Source organism: Treponema sp. OMZ 838 (genome assembly GCF_000775995.1).
Lineage (GTDB): Bacteria > Spirochaetota > Spirochaetia > Treponematales > Treponemataceae > Treponema.
Window position 1 is genome coordinate 367,728 of sequence record NZ_CP009227.1, and the last position, 15,673, is coordinate 383,400.

The following is a 15,673-nucleotide window of genomic DNA, read 5'->3' on the forward strand; positions in this document are numbered from 1 at the left end:
TAAAAAACTCGTTTATACTGATAGTAATAGAACAACGCTTAAATCTCAGTGTGTTCATAGATACTTCTCTCGGTTTTTGCGGAATACGCCTCTGCAAATATCATAAAAGGAGGATATATGCCGAAAGTATTATCGATTATCTTGGGAGGCGGAAAAGGAACTCGTTTATACCCGCTTACTCAATCCCGTTCAAAACCGGCCGTACCGTTCGGAGGGAAACACCGTATCGTCGATATACCTATCTCCAACTGTATTAATTCCGGTCTTAGGCAAATTTACGTATTGACTCAATTTAACTCCGCATCGCTGCATCTGCACATTGCACGGGCATACCGTTTTGACAGTTTTTCAAACGGCTTTGTAGAAATCCTTGCTGCAGAGCAAACGTTTGAACATTCAGGCTGGTACGAAGGCACCGCGGACGCAGTAAGAAAAAACTTTACTCACTTTAAAACGCAAGATCCGAAATACTATATCATCCTTTCAGGCGATCAATTATACCGTATGAACTTAAAAGAGTTTTTAGCGCAGCACGAAGCTTCCGGAGCAGACATTACTATCGCCTGTACGGCAGTAAACCGCCGCGACGCTTCCGGATTCGGTATTATGCAGATTGATAAACAATCAAACATCACCGCTTTTATGGAAAAGCCCGGCCCCGATAGAAATATCGATGAATGGAAGATCCCTGCACAGTCGGGTATTTCAGTCGCAAGTCCCGATAAAGAATATCTCGCTTCGATGGGTATTTATATCTTTAATGCAAAGGCGATGGAAGAATGCTTAAACAACAATATGACCGACTTCGGAAAAGAAATTATCCCCGCTTCGATTAAAGATCATAAGGTTTCGGCGTTTGTGCATAACGGTTATTGGGAAGACATCGGTACCATCCGTAGTTTTTACGAAGCAAACCTTGATTTAACGGAAATTACGCCGCAATTTAACTTTTATGATGCGGAAGCGCCGATTTATACCCACTACCGAAATCTGCCGGCTTCAAAAATCAACGGAGCGCAGTTGGATCGTGTTACCTGCAGCGAAGGTTGTGTTATTACCTATGCAACAATTACCCGCTCCGTAATCGGTATCAGAACTATTATCGAATCCGGCAGTATATTGGAAGGTGTTGTCTGTATGGGGGCGGACTACTACGAATCCGACAGCAGCAAGGCGGTAGACGAAAAAGCCGACATTCCTCGTGTCGGTATCGGAAAAAATTGTCATATTAAAAAAGCGATTATCGACAAGAATGCACGTATCGGGCATAACGTATCCATCGGTATGGGGGAAATTCCGCCCGACGGCGACTACGGCTATTATCACGTTGTTGACCGCATTTACGTTATCACCAAGAACGCAATTATCCCCGACAACACCGTCATTTAACAAAAAGGGCAGCCGCTTGCAGTTTTTCCAACGCGGTTGCCCTTCCCTACTGAACTTTTTCTTTATTGTTTTATTTTATATTCCTGCTACTTTTAAACGGCTCGTCTATAACGTCTTTTTAAACCATGTGATCGTTTCGCCGGTAAGGGTATGCAGCATAGTTAAATCGCCGGAAAATACAAGGAACGTATGATCAGCGCCTTCCAGAATAAGGGCACGGCTTTTTTTGTTCTTGGCGCTGTTTACGATATTGACAACACCCATTTCATGATGTACATTATTTTATGGAGTAACCTTTCATGTATTTTGAATGGGACGAGAAGAAAAATAAGACAAATATTAAAAACATGGCATCTCTTTTGAAGAGGCGTGTCAGATATTTACTGATCCGCACCTTCTTCTTATTCCAGATCCATGTGATTCTGAAGAACGGTGGAATGCCATTGGTTTTGTCGAGACTATCCTGTTTGTTGTCTATACAGAGAGGAATGACGGTACACTGAGGATTATATCAGCTCGCAAGGCGAACAAGGAGGAAATAAATGGCTATAAAAACAATGACTTTAGACGAAATTAATAAATCACCTAAACTATCAAAAGAGCGTATAGAAGAAATAATGGCTTTCGATGAAAAATTTGATGATCCTGACTGCCCTCCGCTCACGTCGGAGCAGCTGGCACAAATGAAACCAGCCCATGTGATACATCCAGAATGGTACAAAGTTAAAAAAGCTGATGTTCATATCAAGATTGATATTGATATTCTGGAAGCGTTAAAAGCAGGCGGTAAAGGGTATCAGACAAGAATCAACGAAATTTTGCGTCGTGCTGTTATGCCTCAGTAAATCACTCTTGGGATACATCAATAGGCAGATTTAATAGGGTATGAGTTTGGAAGAGCGAAAAGAACCGTCTTTAATAAAAAGGGCAGCCGCTTACGATATTTCCAACGCGGTTGCCCTTCCTTGCTGAACTTTTCCTTTATTGTTTTATTTTATATTCCTGGTACTTTTAAACGGTTAGCGTCTATAACGTCTTTTTAAACCATGCAATCGTTTCACCGGTAAGGGTATGCAGCATAGTTAAATCGCCGGAAAATACAAGGAACGTATGATCAGCGCCTTCCAGAATAAGGGCACGGCTTTTTTTGTTCTTGGCACCGGCTGCTATCGTCTGCGCTACGGAAGGCAGCACTACATCATCTTTGGAGCCTGCGATGGCTAAAATCGGGGCTTTAATCGCAGCAAGTTCCGCCGGATAATTGATTGCCATTGCATTTTCATAATAAGCGGGGCTTTGTTTAAGCGGCGTCCGCCATGAATAGGTTACTTCATAATAGCCGTTTTTCTTTGCTATTTCGTATTGTTCTTGTTCCCCGCTTTTCTGATCGTAGGCGCCTGCCCATGTAAGCACACTTTTGAAGACATCATTCCGTGCGGCCGCTAAAAGAGCGAGCCTTCCGCCTTGACTCCATCCCATAATCCCGATTCTTTTTGCATCGATATTCTTCAATGCACAAAGATATCGATAGCAGCTCAGAGCGTCTTCGATACCTTTATCATAGGTAAAGTCGATATAATCGCCCTTGCTGTCGCCGTTTCCGATGTAATCGAACCGAATGGTGGCAATACCGGCACGCGCCATTTCAGGCGCAGTGTAATCGTAGGCCATACCTGCCTCATGGCGGTTTGAACCGTTTCCGTGCAGCATCACCACTGCGGGAAACTTTTCGTCGACTTTTCCTTTAGGAAGGGTCAGCGTAGCAGGAATTTCATGATCTCCTGCGGTGATAAATATATCTTGTTCGGTATATTCATACTCTTTCGCACCCGCAGAGGCAAAAACCGGTATCAGCATTGCAGCCGATACACATACAACACAGAGCAATTTTTTCATACTATCTCCTATAAAAAACTGTTGCCGTAGATTGTAGCACATTTAATTACCGCTCTACAATATCGCGCTGCCATGTACAATACTAGGTAAAGGTAGATTACAGTGCTTCAACATCTTCTTTGGTAAGCCCGGTTGCCTGTGCTATTTTTTGTACGGATAAGCCGAATTGCAATAAGTTCTTTGCCGTTTCGAGCGCTTTTTGGCGGGAGCCTTCGGCAAGACCGAGCGATTTGCCACGTTCAAGGCCTTTCCGTTCAGACTCGCTTATCATCGAGAGCCGGTCGCTTTCATATTCCCATGCTGCCTCATACCGCTTCCGTTCTTGCTCATCAAGATAAAAGATGTCCATCACCTTATTTGCCTTCGCCATTACCGGATTTCCTTGTGCGAGCATAGACCGCTCCTCCTTACTGTCTGTTTTGATAAACATAAGCCATTTTTCTAGGCTTGTCAAACTCTCTTTTTGCAGCTTTGTTAAGTCTAAAAAGTGAATCTCCAAAAGCTCATCCAAGAGTGTTTGTTCTTCCGTTTCCCGTATCTGATAGATTGAATGTATCTTTTCGCTCAGCTTAAACGGGCTATTCAGCACATTGATTGCAATACACTTTTTCAACTGCGCATACTGGAAGCCGCTCATAAAATGTTCATGGATCAGTTTAGAACAGTAAAAGATACTGCGTTTAGGATAATAATCAAAATAGGTATTCTGCATCTCTACATCGATTTTACGGCCGTCGCGTAAGCGGATTTTAATGTCGAGCCGCCCGGTTTTATCGTTGTAGAATCGGGGAATCTGTTCGCTATTTTCGATACGGACGTCATCAAAATCATCTTTGCTCAACAGGGTAACCAAAGAGAGAAATTCGATCATGATATCCTTATTCTCTTCAGTACCAAAGAGCTTTTTGAATGCGTAGTCGTTTCGAGCGGTGAAACGCATTGAGCTGTTATGGGATTTGCTCATTTTCACACCTCCTACAGTCCTTATGCGACTTTTGGAGGAAAATGGCTGGAAAAATGCATCATTTCTTAAATTAAATCTAACTGAATATTTAGCATAGTTCATGAACGATAAAAATATCCGGTTATGCTCTATCAATAGACCTGTTCGGTAACTGCGTTGCGAACAGGTCGACGAGTTCTAAATCGCACAAATAGCACGATTTAGAACATCGCATTTCAAGGTAACCTGTCCAGAAACGGAAGTTTCCGAACAGGTTTAATATTGCCATTACGCACCGGTCTTAGTATTATCCTTACGGTATGAGTGAACAAGCGGATGTGCGGGAAGTGCTTCATCAATATGCGCTGTCGGCGCCTAAAACCAGCGGCGTGTATTTGTGGCGGGATGAAAAAGATATCGTTATTTATGTCGGCAAGGCGAAATCGCTCAAGAATAGACTGAGTTCGTATTTTGCGTCAAAGCGGGATATTAAAACCCGTATCCTCGTTTCGCGTGCGCGCCGTATCGAGTATATTCAAACCGATAATGAGTATGAGGCACTGCTGCTTGAAAATAATCTGATTAAAAAATACAAGCCGCGCTACAATATCAATCTCAAAGACGGAAAAACCTATCCCGTGCTCAAAATTACCAATGAACGCTATCCGCGGCTGTACCGAACGCGGCGGATACAAAACGACGGCGCCCGGTATTTCGGCCCCTTTCCCAATGTGCCGGCTGTTGATGACTTTTTGTCGCTCATTAAACGGACCTATACACTGCGGCAATGCAAGCGTCTAAAAAAGCGTAAACCCTGTCTGTATTTTCATATCGGCCGATGCAGCGCGCCCTGTGCGGATAAAATTTCCGAAACCGACTATCGGAAAGATATTGATGAAATTGCGCTGCTGCTTGAAGGAGACTTGAAAAAACCGCTCGCCGAATTAACGGAAAAGATGAAAGCAGCAGCTGCTGCCCGCGAATTTGAAAAGGCCGCCCGTATCAGAGACGGGATGCAAGCAGTACGAGCGCTTCGAGGCCAGAACTCCGTTGAAGATATGGATCCGGAAGCCCGCGACTATATCGGATGGGCGGCGGAGGGAGCGCTGATTACGTTTACCGTGTTTAAAATGCGAGGCGGCAAGGTTGTCGGACGGGACTTATACCGAACGGAAAGCCTCAAAGATGAAGCCGAGGTATTACCCGAATTTCTCATTGCCTACTACACCGACCCGAAGCAGATTCCGCCGCATATCTTTGTGTGTGCGGGACAGGAGTATGAACTCGCGGAGCAATGGTTTGCCGACCGGCTCGGCGTTAAAGTTACTATCACGGCGATTCTGTTGGAAGAGCGGAAACAAGCCGCTGCAACGGATACGGAAAGCATCACCGCTGAGAACGAACATGCATATCATATTGATAACACCGAAGCGGCAGCCGCCGAAAAAACGCCTGTATATGGCGTCGTTACACCTGATGAGACTGATACCACACCGGTATCCGGCAGCGCAAGCGAACCGGAGGTATCAAAACAAACAGTGGCTACATCAAATACCGCAGGTAGGTCGGAGATACCGGAGCGGACGGGAGCAGACCGTCTGTCTCCTTCCGTACTTCGGCGGCATAAAGCGGCGCTTGCAATGGCGCAGTTTAACGCCAAAGAGGACGCTGCCCGCCGCGTAAAGGAACTGGGAGACTTCCCTGCCCTGGAAGAACTCCAAAAGATATTATCGCTTGACCGTCCGCCCCACCGCATCGAAGGTTTCGATATCGCTCATTTGCACGGCAAGTACACGGTTGCAAGCCTCATCTCGTTTAAGGACGGCAATCCCGACAAAAAGAACTACCGGATTTTCAGACTGCGCACTACGGACGGCATTATCGATGACTACGCCTCCATGCGGGAAGCGGTGGCGCGGCGGTATACCCGTTTGCTGAACGAGGCGGCGGAACTGCCCGACCTGATTATGATAGACGGCGGCATCGGACAGGTAAATGCGGCCAAAGCGGTACTCGATGCATTGGAGCTGGATATTCCGCTGGTAGGTTTGGCGGAAAAAAATGAAGAACTCTACCGGCCGCATATCAACAAGCCGATTGTACTGCCGCGGCGGAGCGCAGCCTTACGGGTACTGCAGCGGGTACGCGACGAAACGCACCGGTTTGCCAACACCCGCAACAACCGGTTACGCTCAAAAGAAGAATTGCACTTACAGTTTGAACAGCTGCCCCACATCGGGGAAAAACGGGCTGCGCGTTTGCTGCGCAGCTTTTCAAGTATTGAAAAGCTCGCCGCCGCTTCCGTGGAAGCGGCGGCTGCCGCGGCGCGGATCACGCAGGCTCAAGCGGAAGAAGTGATCGCCGCTGCCCGGGAAACAGCTCTTAAAAATGCCCTATAGGTAATATTTCCGGTGTTCAGGATATACGCCCCGCTCCAGAACACGGTTGACTTGCGCAAGCATCGCATCTCTATCTTGAGGCAGCGTTCCTTTCAGCGTTAAAAAGTTAGAGGCGTGGTTGGAGCGGAAAATCACCGGAGCGGTCATTTCTTCAACATGGATATTCTCTAAAATCAGCTTTAATTCTCTCACAACCTCTTCAATCCCGACAACCGTGTATTTCCCTTCGGCGGCGGTTTTGGTAAGATAGCTGCCGTCCTCAAGCCGCAGCGTGAGCAATCCCGCATACGTCAAATACATTTTGGAGATAATCTCGCCGGTTTTAATCGCATGCTGTGTGTTATCCCGTTCGGCGCCGTTAATCCCTAAAATAAAGGTTGCCGACAGTTCCATTCCCGCATCTTTCACCTTGTTGGAAAGTCTGATCATCTCCGCCGCTGTTGTTCCCTTCCGGATAAACTTGAGCGTTTCATCGTCGCCGCTTTCCACACCGAGATACAAAAGCGTCAACCCCTTTGAAGCCAGCAGCTTCAATTCTTCCGGAGATTTTTGTCTGATATTGAGATGAGTTGCATAACAGGACACCCGTTTGCACTGCGGAATAACGGCAGTAATCGCGTCCAATACTGCGGCCAAGTATTCTGTCGGGGCGGTTAACGCGTCGCCGTCAGCCAAGAACACCTTATCGACACGGCGGTAGTGTTCGGCAAACATGACGAGTTCCTGTTTCACCGTTTCAATCGGCTTAATCCGGAATTCTTTTGTCTGATACATTCCGCAGAACACACAGCGGTTATACGAACAGCCGAGCGTTACCTGCAAGATTAACGAATAAGCCTCGCTCGGCGGACGATACAGCGGATAATCATAAGGATCGTAAAGCGAATAATTCATAAGTACCTATGAGAACAGGAATGTCCCGAAAACATCGTAAAAGAGTTTTCCGAACAGCAAGATAATAACGCAGATCATCAACGGTTTGATAAACGCAGTGCCTTTTTTTATTGCAAACCCCGCCCCGATATAGTTTCCGATGATACCGAATACGGCTGCAGGAATTGCAATGGAATAGACGACCTTGTTGCCGGTTATGACAGCGATGAGTGTTGCATAATTCGATGCAAGATTCATAACTTTCGCATTGCCGGAAGCGGTTTTAAGGTCGTACTTCATCCATGCGGAAAAAACGATAATGGCGATGGTGCCTGTTCCCGGACCGATCAGTCCGTCGTAGAAGCCGATAAGCAGACCGGTACACGCAGCCAAGACAAACGCTTTCTTTTTTGGAATCTCGGCCGACTGATTCTCCGTACCGAAGTTGCGTTTAAATAAAAGAAGCACGGCGACAATCGGGAGAACAATAACCAGTACGGTTTTAAGCGTTTCCTGATTGATCATCAATGCGATTCTGATACCGATATATGAAGATAGAGACGAACAGACGGCGGAAACCGCCGCGACCTGCCAGTCAACCGCGCCATTCTTAAAAAAACGCGCTGCGGAAAGTGTGGTGCCGCACGCAGCGGAAAACTTATTGCACCCGATTGCCGTATGAGGCGGAAGTCCGACAAACAGATACGCAGGCAGCGAGATTAAGCCTCCGCCCCCTGCTGCAGAATCGACAAAGCCCCCTAAAAAGACAAAAAACCATAAGAACGCAAGCGCCCAGATACTTATATGCATAATCATATTCTATCATCCTTTTGTTCTTTTGAAAATATACGATGCATCTGCGTTGTCGCTTCACAAAAAACAGTCCTCAACGTACAGTAAGTACGCCTGCGGGTGTTTTTTATGCGCTCCTAGCATCTGCATCGTCTCTTTTCAAAAGCGTTGGCTCAAAAATATACGGGTAATTACTTTGTCGCTTCATAAAAATTAATCCTCAACGTATCAGGACGGACAGGGATGTCCGGGGTTATAAGCAGCAGCGAGATTTGTGTTATGCACAAATCTCGTCGTTAAGCAGTTGTACACGGAGGTATAACTGCTTAACAGGCTATTTTCAAAAGGCTTACGGTAAAAAGACTGTTCAGAACCGCCATGGACGGCGGTGGTTCTAGTCAGTAGCGTGTTTGAACCGATGATATAGTATTTTTTACAACAAACGTATATATTGATAGTGTTCTCTTATCTTATAATCATGGGATGAACAAAGGCGGTTTTGTATGGATAATCTGAAGAAAAATTTAGCGGACAGAAAAAAAGAGCGGGAAGCTTTACAAACAATGCTTAATTCATTGTACAGAGAATACGGCGAAACCCAATTCGAATATGTTTTGCAGCGTAAAGAAACAATACCTCATATTAACGAACAGGACTTTGAAGCATGGAAAATACTGAGAGAGTCCCGCCGAAAGGATTCGGATACTGTTTTGAGTATTAAGACGGCACAATCGCGGCAAAATGAATTAAAAGTTTTTTCTAAAGAAGTTGATAAACTATTGCATGAACAACAGCGTACCTATGAAGCAGCGCGGAATGATTTTATTTTACTGTTCTTTCAAACCTATCACAATAATTCACTACCGCAAATTGCACAGATCGTTCAATCAATTGAACCGCTCAAAGACTCTATCGAGAAGGTACAGCAAGACAAACAAGAACTTGAACGCCAAAAAAACGATGCACACTTTTTTAAAAAGCTGACTTTGAGTCCGCAGCTGTTATCACTCAAAGGAAAATTAACCGGTTTGCAGAAAAAGATGAATGAGCAAATTATTGCCGCAGGAGAAGAATTCCTCACCGATACTGTTATAAAAGAGGTACGCGGCGCTTCCTTTCCGGAACAACTTGAAACAGCGTATCTTGCCCTCCAAGCAATCGTTGCCAAGCAAGATGAAATGGAAGACAGAAAGGCAACACTGAATGCCGAGCAGAAAAAGCTTACTGAAACGTTAACGGAATGCGGTGTTATCGATACTCCCCAGAAGCGAATCAATGTTCTGGCGGACATCATAAAAAATACGGATGAGAAAATTGAAGAAGCCGAGAGACGGCAAGGTTCACAGTATAGCGATATCTTTTATACCGATGCAGGCACACGTACCGAAGAACCCCTTTCCAGCGTACCGGATCCATTTAAAACGTACTTAGATTCTATTGCAGAGTATCGTGTAAAGCTGGAAAAAAATGCGATCGACATCGAATGTATCGAAAACGAAATCGCCCTTGCCGGCGAGGTACATAAAATAGAAACATTACAAAAAGCCATTGCCGGATATAAAGACGGCATTGCTCAGTACGAAAAGCTCATCGAAACAGCCGAACGGGATATCGCACGTGCAGAAGAAATAAAACTGGGGCTTCAGGAAAGAAATAATGAACTGAAATCTCAAGGCTCAGGGGACTGAGAAGGAATTCGAGTGATAGCTCCCAATTCCCATTTTTTCGGTTTAAAGAAACCTTGAGCGTATACAGCGCCGAAACCGGGTTCATACAGATGAATTTTTCGTATCTGTTTTGTTATGTTCCATTTCTTAATGTACATACCATAAGATTCCAGAAAATTGAGCGGCTGCAGCTTCGTAAAACCGCATCGAGTATCGTATGCAGCCGTTGCAATCTCAATGTAAACACTGTAAGGAGCATTAAGCTCCATTTCAAGCGGATTTTGATTTTGATTAAAACAAGCCCCAACCTGTACGCTCACAAGATTATCTATCGGTAAAAGCTGCTCAACGGGATATCCCCCATAACTAAACAATGTTCGTGCATTACGGAGCATATCTCCCGATATTTCAAGCCGTTTGTTATTCATCGCAAGATAACGGTACATACAATCGATCAGTTCAAACAAGTTAATATTTGTCTCTGCTGCTGAGCCGAGTATGAGTTGTATATCTTCATCGTTTACATAATAGATACTGTTCTCCTGCATCGGCCTCGTCGAAATTATTTTTTCAATCACAGGATATGCCTCATCAGCGCTCATACCCACTAAGAGAACGGAAGAAAAAACAAAAGATATAAAACAGGTAATAATTTTTATGCATTATAAATAAAATCCTTTCTTTACGGCAAAGCCCATTCTATTTTTTTTGTTTCACGCTGCTCGAAGGCTTCCATGAGCAACGGCTCTATATCTATACGCGCATAGATATCTTCGGCATCTTTCTGCCGTGTATGCAGTACCGGATGTTTGGGAGAAAACAGTACGCAGCAATCTTCATACGGCAGTATGGAAGTTTGATAGGTACCGATATCAACTGCATACCGTATGATTTCTTCCTTGTCCATACCGATAAGCGGACGCAGAATCGGAAGTTTTGCACAGCTGTCGGTAATCGTAAGGTTTTCGATTGTTTGGCTTGCCACCTGCGCGAGACTCTCTCCCGTAACCAAGCACTGCGCATTAACCTTTTCAGCCAGCATTTCGGCCGTGTGCATCATACACATACGGAGCAAAAGCGTCAAATAGGCTTCAGGCACCGTCCGCTTTAGATGCTGCTGTACCTTGGTAAACGACACAACGGTCATGTATCCGCCGAGTCCGTAGCGGGATAAAATACCGGCTAAGGTTTCTACCTTTTGCTGAGCTTCCGGCGACGTATACGGATGGGAATGAAAATACACGTAATCGACTTTCATACCGCGGAAGAGCATTTTATATCCGGCAACGGGGGAGTCGATTCCGCCCGAGAGCAGCAGCAGCGCCCGCCCCGAACAGCCGCAGGGAAGCCCTCTCCTGCCGGTATGCTCAACGCCGTAAATGAACGCTTGCTTTTCGCGTACCTCGATGCTGATAACCGCATCGGGCTTGTGCACATCGACGGTTAAAATCCCCGCCGTATGGATGGTGCCTCCTACTTCCCGTGCAATATCATACGAAGTAAGGGGAAATTGCTTATCGGCGCGGCGGGCTTCAATTTTAAAGGTGCGTGCGCCTTGCGCCTGCAAGGCCTTGGCTTCGGTAACAGCCGTTTCGGAAATTGACTCAAGCGTTTTGTCCGCCGGTTTTGCCTGCGCCCAGCTCGTAATACCGAAAAGGTGATTTAGAGCCGCTTCTACCCGCGGCTGCAAGGCCTCATCAGCCCGTACATACATCCGCCCGGCGCGTACCTGTACGTTTGGTACCGCTCCGTCAAAATAGCTTCTGAAGTTTTGCGCAAGCCGCCGCTCAAAATCCTTTAGGTTCCCTTTTTTAAGGTTGATTTCTCCGATTTTTGCCAGATAAAAAAGCTCCGCCATGTAAGTCTCGTTAAACCTCCGTTACATTGTTACAGCGCGCCTCTAAAAACTCGGTTAGATTTGCTTCGTATCCTTCGGAATAGAGGTGCGCTACATTGTTAAATCGTGCCCGCGATGGCGGTGCCGAACGTAATTGCATTGTCGAGGGATACCACATCGAAATAAAGGCCTCGCTCTTGCGTCAGCACCCGATAGAGGTGCGCAATAACGGCATCATGCAAGCGGTACGTTTTTAAAAACGTTGTACCCTCTGAAAGGATACAAACCGGCAGCGCAGGATTTTTTCCCTTGCCTGTTTTAATAACAGCCGCGGCAATATTCCCCGCAGCAAGCCGTGCCGTGCGCATAATTAACACATCCAATATCCGGCAGAGAACCTCGCGGTCTTCTTCCGTGCCGCCTGCTAACAGCTGTCCGAGCGGGGTTTGATCGGAATACGGTGCTTGCAAAAAGCGGTTTACATCGATAAGCGGAAGGTCGGTAATGGTAGCAAAAGCCTTTTTAACGCCGGCGGAAAAAAGATTGTCCGCAGCGGCTGCCCGTATCATCACCGAAGCAACCGATCCGAGGTAGGCGCCGGAGCACATTTTTTCAAACCAAAACATCTGCGGCTGGTCGGTCTTTTTTGCAAATGCTTCATCAAAATCGCTGCGCGGCTGTTTGTTCGACTTCCCCGACTCGCAGACGACAATCTGTGCGGGCAAGGCGACCGTACCGGCGCTGTTCGACGCAATTTTCGGAATATTCTGATATTCGATATACGCAGCGTTCATTCCGGTTCCGAGGATAAAGCCCACATACGAATCGTATTTTTTCCCGCCGACAGCAGTCGATGCCCCTGCGAGAAGCGCCGCAACCGTATCGTTTAATAGTACAATGCGTTTCAGCTTATTCCAGCCCCGCTGCATCAGCGCCGCCTCCAGATTTTGACCGACCAATGAGCCGATCACTTCGGGCGCTTTGATTTCCTTAGAGAATTGCAGCACTTCGCCGTCGCCTGCCGGAGTAATTTTCATCGCATACGAAAAGCAAAACGCGATAGAATCCGCAGCGTTTTTCAAATGGTCTAAATAGGAGGCGATGGTAGCAAAAAATTCCGCTTTAGAGTATTCCCTATCGGTTGCCGGCATCGGCTTCCGCTCAAGCTGACTGATGGACGGGATGCTGTTTTCGTCAAAGGTAACCAAGCATGACCGGAAATTGGTTCCGCCCGCATCGATAACGATAACCGAAGTATTCTTGGGCGGCTGCTGAGGCGGCATAAACCACGTCGGAATCATATCCAGCGCCGGCCCCGTACCAATGGGAATGCTCGGATCCCGTTTCAGCCCTTCTTCTATATCATACAGCAGCGTATCGATAACCGTATTGACCGTGGGGCCTTCCGCATCAAAATTATGCCGTCCAAAAAACGCAGCGACCGAATGCCGAATGTCCATTGTAATGCCTCCCGATAAATTCATGGGGATGTCTCAAAAGTTGGTTACTTTTTCGACATCCCCGCGAGTTTAAAACTAAGTCTTTATAAAGTAATGACTTAGTTTTAAACATCGCATCTAAATCTAAGGAAACTGTCCAAAAACTGAAGTTTTTGGACAGCTCAAAGCATCTCTAAAAACTAACCGAGTTTTTAGAGATGCCCATTCTATAATAGTAGAATGCTCCGTCCCGCACACTGCGCCCGCATATCGTCGGGCCATACCGAAACCTGCGTTTCACCGATATGGGCTTTCCGCAAGAAGAACATACAGAGCCGCGACTGCCCGATTCCTCCGCCGATGGTTTGGGGCAGTTCTCCGTTCAGCAGTTTGGTATGAAAAAACAGCGATGCCCGTTCCATGCAGTTGCGGGCGGCAAGCTGTTCCCTCATCGTTTGAGGACTTACCCTGATCCCCATCGAAGAGAGTTCAAGCACATCCTCCAATACGGGATTCCACACCAACAAGTCTCCGTTTAATCCGTGCCGTCCGCTGCCGGTTTCGGTAATCCAGTCGTCATAGTCGGGCGCCCTACCGTCATGCGGTTCTCCGTTTTTGAGCGGAGCGCCGATACCGATTAAAAAGACAGCACCGTACTGTCGGGCGCATTTCCGCTCCCGCTCCTTTCCGGAAAGATTGGGATACTGCGCATAGAGATCTTCCGCATGGATAAAGGTGATATGTTTCGGCAGAATCGGCTCGATCGCCGAATAGTTATCATAGATAAAAAACTCGGTACACTTTAAGCAATCGTATATCTTTTCTACCGTTGCCTTCAGAAAATCGAGCGTTCGGTCGGACTCCTCCATCGCGAGCTCCCAATCCCACTGATCGACATAGAGCGAATGGATATTATCAAGTTCCTCATCAGCTCGGATCGCATTCATATCGGTATAAATACCGAAGCCGGACTGTAATCCCATTTCCGCTATTTTAACACGCTTCCACTTTGCAAGCGAGTGTACAATCTCAAGTTCCTGCTCATTCATATCCTTTACCGGAAAATGTACTGCCCGTTCCGTACCGTTCAAATCATCGTTCAAGCCCTTTCCTCTGGGCACAAAGAGCGGCGCCGTAACGCGGGTTAAGTTCAAACGGGTCGATAAAGTGAGCTGAAAAAAGTTTTTGATACGGACGATAGCCTGTTCCGTTTCTTTACCGGTTAAAACCGGCCGGTAGTGTTCGGGGATATAAAGATGCGGCATAAGCTCTGACTTTCCTTAATGATTTTTACGGAGAATGCGTCAATTTATCCTTTTTCCGGGGAAAAAACAAGGGTACATCCGTATCAAAGAAATATGCCGGACTGATAGATCGGCATCCGGCGTCAAGAGCGCATAGATCCGCGCCTATGCAAGCCCCCACCACTCATCCAGCATAGCCCGTGCCTCTCTTTGTAATGAAGGAACCACACAGGCTTCCAGCTGCTTGAGGTTATCGGCATAGTGAGCGCGGCCTGAATCCTGTACAGACTTGAGGATATCGCCGTCAATAGCGGGATGTTCATCCAAATAAGAAAGGATAATGGTAAAAACCGAAGCAACGGAGCATACCTTTTGCCATTCGGAAAGGTCGGCGATTGTACGGCGGGAAGTAACGCCGGTGTTGATACGGTAGTGATACACAACATCCCGTATGCCGACATATGTATGCACTTTTTCGGTATACCCGTCCTCTAATGCGCCTACAGATTTCGATGCAGTCAAGGCAATAAAAAAATAGAGCAGCATATCTTCCGCCATTGTACAATAGGTAAACGGAATTTCGCCGTACGCTTTTTGAACAAGGTCTGTTTTAAAAAGCTTGCCCCATACGAAACTGCTGTATGAGTGTTCAACGATATATGTGCGGAGGATTTCATCGCCGGTTAAAACACCATCGTACACATTCTGCGCCCTTTGAGCAAAGGCTGCAACACGCGTGTCCGGTTCTCCTTCCATACCGCACACCGCAGCCTTGCCGTGTACAATATCGGCACCCGACGTAGCGGCTACATCGTACAATAGACGGAGAGCATTAGGCGGCAGCTCATCGTCCGGGTCGGCAAAGGCGAGGTATTCGCCCGATGCCGCAGTAACCGCTGTCCGGCGCGCTTCGAGCGTACCGAGGTTTTTACTATGTTCCAAAAACACGAGCGGCAACCCCTGCGCTTTAAACCGCTTTGTATATGTTTTAATAATACCCCGCAGTTCTTTTGCACCGGGACTGCCGTCGTTTACAACGATGGTTTCAAAAAGCGGCGCTGCATCCTGCCGTAACACGCTTTCAAAAAACCGTCCGATCAGCCCCTCCGTCCCGTACACGGGAACGCAGAGGCTAACGAGCGGCTTCTGCCGAGCCGCTCGCCCAAAGCGTGCGGCTCGAGAAATAAAACTCAT

General features: G+C 46.7%; 15 protein-coding genes. 5 read left to right on the plus strand and 10 right to left on the minus strand.

Features of this window, described 5'->3' with window-relative positions:
- Positions 1 to 117: 117 nt before the first annotated feature.
- Positions 118 to 1,389 (plus strand): glucose-1-phosphate adenylyltransferase, encoded by a 1,272-nt coding sequence (locus tag QI63_RS01595; protein WP_044013279.1) that lies wholly within the window; start codon positions 118 to 120, stop codon positions 1,387 to 1,389.
- Positions 1,390 to 1,494: 105 nt separating this feature from the next.
- Here the strand turns inward: QI63_RS01595 and QI63_RS12755 are convergent, their stop codons facing one another.
- Complete coding sequence (locus tag QI63_RS12755; protein ID WP_235619749.1) at positions 1,495 to 1,653, minus strand: hypothetical protein; 159 nt, start codon at positions 1,651 to 1,653, stop codon at positions 1,495 to 1,497.
- Positions 1,654 to 1,792: 139 nt separating this feature from the next.
- Between QI63_RS12755 and QI63_RS13490 the strand changes: the two genes are divergently transcribed.
- Positions 1,793 to 1,966, plus strand: a complete 174-nt coding sequence (locus QI63_RS13490; RefSeq protein ID WP_369792417.1) for a BrnT family toxin — start codon at positions 1,793 to 1,795, stop codon at positions 1,964 to 1,966.
- Positions 1,932 to 2,234: a BrnA antitoxin family protein gene (locus tag QI63_RS01605; protein WP_081984373.1), complete on the plus strand. Its 303-nt coding sequence runs from the start codon at positions 1,932 to 1,934 to the stop codon at positions 2,232 to 2,234. The genes QI63_RS13490 and QI63_RS01605 overlap by 35 nt, the downstream gene beginning before the upstream one ends.
- A gap of 181 nt (positions 2,235 to 2,415) precedes the next feature.
- Here the strand turns inward: QI63_RS01605 and QI63_RS01610 are convergent, their stop codons facing one another.
- Positions 2,416 to 3,285 (minus strand): alpha/beta hydrolase family protein, encoded by an 870-nt coding sequence (locus QI63_RS01610; protein WP_044013283.1) that lies wholly within the window; start codon positions 3,283 to 3,285, stop codon positions 2,416 to 2,418.
- Positions 3,286 to 3,382: 97 nt separating this feature from the next.
- Complete coding sequence (locus QI63_RS01615) at positions 3,383 to 4,249, minus strand: Rpn family recombination-promoting nuclease/putative transposase (protein WP_044013285.1); 867 nt, start codon at positions 4,247 to 4,249, stop codon at positions 3,383 to 3,385.
- A 299-nt stretch (positions 4,250 to 4,548) separates the two neighbouring features.
- Here QI63_RS01615 and uvrC point away from each other — a divergent pair, with 299 nt between their 5' ends.
- Entirely contained in the window at positions 4,549 to 6,627 is a 2,079-nt protein-coding gene (gene uvrC, locus QI63_RS01620) for an excinuclease ABC subunit UvrC (protein ID WP_044013287.1), read from the plus strand.
- On the opposite strand, the gene QI63_RS01625 is transcribed toward uvrC, so the two are convergent.
- Both QI63_RS01625 and QI63_RS01630 read right to left on the minus strand, forming a co-directional pair.
- A complete protein-coding gene (locus QI63_RS01625; protein WP_044013289.1) occupies positions 6,622 to 7,521 on the minus strand; it encodes a radical SAM protein in 900 nt (299 codons plus the stop codon). The genes uvrC and QI63_RS01625 overlap by 6 nt on opposite strands.
- A 6-nt stretch (positions 7,522 to 7,527) precedes the next feature.
- Positions 7,528 to 8,310: a sulfite exporter TauE/SafE family protein gene (locus QI63_RS01630; RefSeq protein ID WP_044016913.1), complete on the minus strand. Its 783-nt coding sequence runs from the start codon at positions 8,308 to 8,310 to the stop codon at positions 7,528 to 7,530.
- Positions 8,311 to 8,795: 485 nt separating this feature from the next.
- Here QI63_RS01630 and QI63_RS01635 point away from each other — a divergent pair, with 485 nt between their 5' ends.
- The gene (locus QI63_RS01635; protein WP_044013291.1) at positions 8,796 to 9,980 is read left to right on the plus strand and encodes a hypothetical protein; all 1,185 of its coding nucleotides are present in this window, start codon (positions 8,796 to 8,798) and stop codon (positions 9,978 to 9,980) included.
- On the opposite strand, the gene QI63_RS01640 is transcribed toward QI63_RS01635, so the two are convergent.
- The 5 genes from QI63_RS01640 to QI63_RS01660 all read right to left on the minus strand — a co-directional run bounded on the left by QI63_RS01640 (position 9,962) and on the right by QI63_RS01660 (position 15,673).
- A complete protein-coding gene (locus tag QI63_RS01640; RefSeq protein ID WP_235619751.1) occupies positions 9,962 to 10,537 on the minus strand; it encodes a hypothetical protein in 576 nt (191 codons plus the stop codon). The genes QI63_RS01635 and QI63_RS01640 overlap by 19 nt on opposite strands.
- Positions 10,538 to 10,641: 104 nt before the next feature.
- Positions 10,642 to 11,817 (minus strand): tRNA uracil 4-sulfurtransferase ThiI, encoded by a 1,176-nt coding sequence (gene thiI, locus QI63_RS01645; RefSeq protein ID WP_044013294.1) that lies wholly within the window; start codon positions 11,815 to 11,817, stop codon positions 10,642 to 10,644.
- A gap of 98 nt (positions 11,818 to 11,915) precedes the next feature.
- Positions 11,916 to 13,256 carry a hexokinase family protein gene (locus QI63_RS01650; RefSeq protein WP_044013296.1) on the minus strand — a complete coding sequence of 447 codons (1,341 nt, stop codon included), beginning with the start codon at positions 13,254 to 13,256 and terminating at the stop codon, positions 11,916 to 11,918.
- Positions 13,257 to 13,462: 206 nt separating this feature from the next.
- Positions 13,463 to 14,500, minus strand: a complete 1,038-nt coding sequence (gene asnA, locus QI63_RS01655) for an aspartate--ammonia ligase (RefSeq protein ID WP_044013298.1) — start codon at positions 14,498 to 14,500, stop codon at positions 13,463 to 13,465.
- A gap of 144 nt (positions 14,501 to 14,644) precedes the next feature.
- A complete protein-coding gene (locus QI63_RS01660; RefSeq protein WP_044013299.1) occupies positions 14,645 to 15,673 on the minus strand; it encodes a glycosyltransferase family 2 protein in 1,029 nt (342 codons plus the stop codon).

Bases quoted from the DNA above. Each gene is read 5' to 3' on its own strand.
- QI63_RS01595 (WP_044013279.1), top strand. From the start codon at position 118: ATGCCGAAAGTATTATCGATTATCTTGGGAGGCGGAAAAGGAACTCGT.
- QI63_RS12755 (WP_235619749.1), bottom strand. From the start codon at position 1,653: ATGGGTGTTGTCAATATCGTAAACAGCGCCAAGAACAAAAAAAGCCGT.
- QI63_RS01605 (WP_081984373.1), top strand. From the start codon at position 1,932: ATGGCTATAAAAACAATGACTTTAGACGAAATTAATAAATCACCTAAA.
- QI63_RS01610 (WP_044013283.1), bottom strand. From the start codon at position 3,285: ATGAAAAAATTGCTCTGTGTTGTATGTGTATCGGCTGCAATGCTGATA.
- QI63_RS01615 (WP_044013285.1), bottom strand. From the start codon at position 4,249: ATGAGCAAATCCCATAACAGCTCAATGCGTTTCACCGCTCGAAACGAC.
- uvrC (WP_044013287.1), top strand. From the start codon at position 4,549: ATGAGTGAACAAGCGGATGTGCGGGAAGTGCTTCATCAATATGCGCTG.
- QI63_RS01625 (WP_044013289.1), bottom strand. From the start codon at position 7,521: ATGAATTATTCGCTTTACGATCCTTATGATTATCCGCTGTATCGTCCG.
- QI63_RS01630 (WP_044016913.1), bottom strand. From the start codon at position 8,310: ATGCATATAAGTATCTGGGCGCTTGCGTTCTTATGGTTTTTTGTCTTT.
- QI63_RS01635 (WP_044013291.1), top strand. From the start codon at position 8,796: ATGGATAATCTGAAGAAAAATTTAGCGGACAGAAAAAAAGAGCGGGAA.
- thiI (WP_044013294.1), bottom strand. From the start codon at position 11,817: ATGGCGGAGCTTTTTTATCTGGCAAAAATCGGAGAAATCAACCTTAAA.
- QI63_RS01650 (WP_044013296.1), bottom strand. From the start codon at position 13,256: ATGGACATTCGGCATTCGGTCGCTGCGTTTTTTGGACGGCATAATTTT.
- asnA (WP_044013298.1), bottom strand. From the start codon at position 14,500: ATGCCGCATCTTTATATCCCCGAACACTACCGGCCGGTTTTAACCGGT.
- QI63_RS01660 (WP_044013299.1), bottom strand. From the start codon at position 15,673: ATGAGTTTTATTTCTCGAGCCGCACGCTTTGGGCGAGCGGCTCGGCAG.